This window comes from Aeromonas sp. PS2Canimalfood6 (assembly GCF_048276795.1).
Lineage (GTDB): Bacteria > Pseudomonadota > Gammaproteobacteria > Enterobacterales > Aeromonadaceae > Aeromonas > Aeromonas caviae.
In genome coordinates, this window is sequence record NZ_JBLUXC010000115.1 from 1 (window position 1) to 2,592 (window position 2,592).

Here is a 2,592-nt window from a genome sequence, read left to right on the forward strand (position 1 = left end):
GATTGGGCCGCTGCCCACAGGAGTGGTTGAGGGCCGTGGTCAGGGCGTGCATCGAGAAGACAGATTATCCCATCCCGGCAGAACTGATGCCGTCAACCCCGTCCTGGTGAATAGATACCAAAAACACACCATTCTAAATTATTGATATTAAATGGCTAAACTTTTTAGTTTTGGCTCATAGGGTACTTATTCGCACCTTCCCTGGCATGTGAGCTATCGAGTAACCGCAGTGAAATACTTGCTGCTGCAGTGCGGTTATCAACATTGAGCTTTTTGTAGATCTGCTCAAGATGTTTGTTCACTGTTCTGTGGCTCATTTCAAGAATAGTGGCGATCTCCCAATTGGTTTTGCCGAAAGAGAGCCAATAAAGCACCTGAGATTCGCGTTTAGTGAGATTAAGTTCGCGTTGCAAATCTTCTTCTGTACCGCGTTTTTTCGGCGTGACCAAACGGATCAATGCATGCAGCTGATCATATTCACCGGCATATTCAGCTTGAATCGGCGGGGTAAACTGGTTCAGTTGCAGAGGTTCTTTCCGATGTTCGGATGTGATCCAGCGGGCGATGTCGGGTTGAATGCTTTTCCACGTTTCCAGAATATCGCCATTTATCTTGCCGATCAGCTCTTGTGCGTAAGGCGTAGCCCACTCCAAGCGCCCCTGTTTTGATACGCAGAAGACATATTGCCCGGCATAATCGAGGGCAAATTGTGCCGATTTCGCCAGTTTGGCGTTATGGCTGTGCACCTTGATTCGCGCCAGCACTTCATTTGGCACAACCGGTTTGGTGATATAATCGACACCACCCACCTCAAAACCATGAATGACATGCTCTGAATCGTTAAGGCCGGTCATAAATAAAATAGGGGTGGAGGGGAGCTTTTCTTTCAGTTTCTGGCACGTATCAAACCCGTCCATTTCCGGCATGATCGCATCCAGCAACACCACATCGGGCTGCACTTTTTCCACAATCGCCAATGCTTGTGCACCACTGAGCGCCACCAGCACAGTCAACCCCGCTTTATTGAGCGTGGCGTTAAGCATGCCGAGTGACTCAGGCGAGTCGTCGACCACTAATACAATGATGTTACTGAATTCAATAATGCTCATTTATCAACTCGTTCAGGTTATGTACGACTTTTTCAAATTTACATTGCGATGCATCGCTGCGGATTGAACCAAAAAAAGCCTCAGCGCTGTCGCCGGAACTGACGATCTCATCCAGTTTTTCGAGGAATGCGGACATAAAGCCAATTTCCGCATAATTGATCAACTGCGTCAGATCATCATGGGATGGGAGCGCCGCGTGCGCTACGGATGCATCTGAATTGGCGGCTGGTTTATCTTCCGGCTCGTCTGCAAACAGCCAGTCGACGGGTAATAAGTTGCTGAGTTTCGTGAGCAGTTGTTCCCGCGAGATGGGTTTGCTCAGGTAATCATTATGATATTTGGCGAGCATGTTGCTTTTTTCTAACTCATGAATGTTGGCTGACAGCATCATAATGGGGCTGCGGATGCCTTTTTGCCGCAGCTGGATCGCCAGTTGCCAGCCGCTGACTTCGGGCATGGTGATATCAAGAATATAGAGGTGAATGGTATGATTTTCGGCCATCTTCAGCGCTTCAGCCGCGCCATTCGCCTGTAAAATGTTGAAACCAAGTGGCGTGAGAATGTTGCTCACCAGATTGCGTTGATCAGCAATGTCGTCAACGACCAGAATGGTCTGTCGTGCGCCGGTGTAACCGGTAATATTTGGGTTAATCAGCACTGGAACTGAAACGGGACTTTCGACTGCTGACATCATCATGGTCAGTGTGAAATTGCTGCCTACATTCGGCTGGCTTTGGCAGGAGATATCGCCGCCCATCAGGCTGGCCAGCGCATGAGAAATAGTCAGCCCAAGCCCCGTGCCTTGAATGGCGCGCGTATTTTGCGTTTGAATGCGCTCAAACGGCTTAAAGATCTGCTGGATGTCGTGCTCAGATAGCCCAATACCGGTATCTTGGACGGAAAAACGCGCCACCTGATTGCGGTAGGTGACGCGGAAAGTCACTTTCCCTTCGCGAGTATATTTAACCGCATTATCCAGCAAATTGATGAGGATCTGCCGTAAGCGTTGTTTGTCGATGGCGATGTAGACAGGCAGATTCACGCAAGGTATATATTCAAACTCAAGCCCTTTCTGGGATGCTTCCATCGCAAACATCTCTGCCAGCTCATCGAGCATGGTTGCCAGATTAAATTCAACGCGTTGCAGCTCAAGACGACCCGCTTCAATTTTGGAGATCTCCAGTAACCCTTCCAACAGATCAGAAAGGTGTTTTCCATTCCGCCGAAGAATATGGGCATATTCACGGGTTTGGTGATCCAGCTTGCGATCATCACTTAACAATTGTGCGTAACCCAGCAAGACATTCAGCGGGGTGCGCAATTCATGACTCAGCCCCGCCAAGTAACGGCTTTTGGCGTTATTCATGTACAGGACCTTAAGCGTTGAGTCCCTTTAAAACTCCTTCCAAGGTCCTGTTCTGTATCGATTTTCTCTGCTTGGTTCGGCAAGCGTTCTTGGCCAAATAATCAGCTGCCCATTCCA

At 48.8% G+C, this 2,592-nt stretch carries 2 protein-coding genes; both read right to left on the reverse strand.

What is annotated here, in order from left to right; all coding sequences use genetic code 11:
• Positions 1-164: 164 nt before the first annotated feature.
• Complete coding sequence (locus ACNPAA_RS20720; RefSeq protein WP_124813028.1) at positions 165-1,109, reverse strand: DNA-binding response regulator; 945 nt, start codon at positions 1,107-1,109, stop codon at positions 165-167.
• The gene (locus ACNPAA_RS20725) at positions 1,096-2,475 is read right to left on the reverse strand and encodes a hybrid sensor histidine kinase/response regulator (RefSeq protein ID WP_417891982.1); all 1,380 of its coding nucleotides are present in this window, start codon (positions 2,473-2,475) and stop codon (positions 1,096-1,098) included. Before ACNPAA_RS20725 ends, ACNPAA_RS20720 begins: the two co-directional genes overlap by 14 nt.
• Between the last annotated feature and the right edge of the window lie 117 nt (positions 2,476-2,592).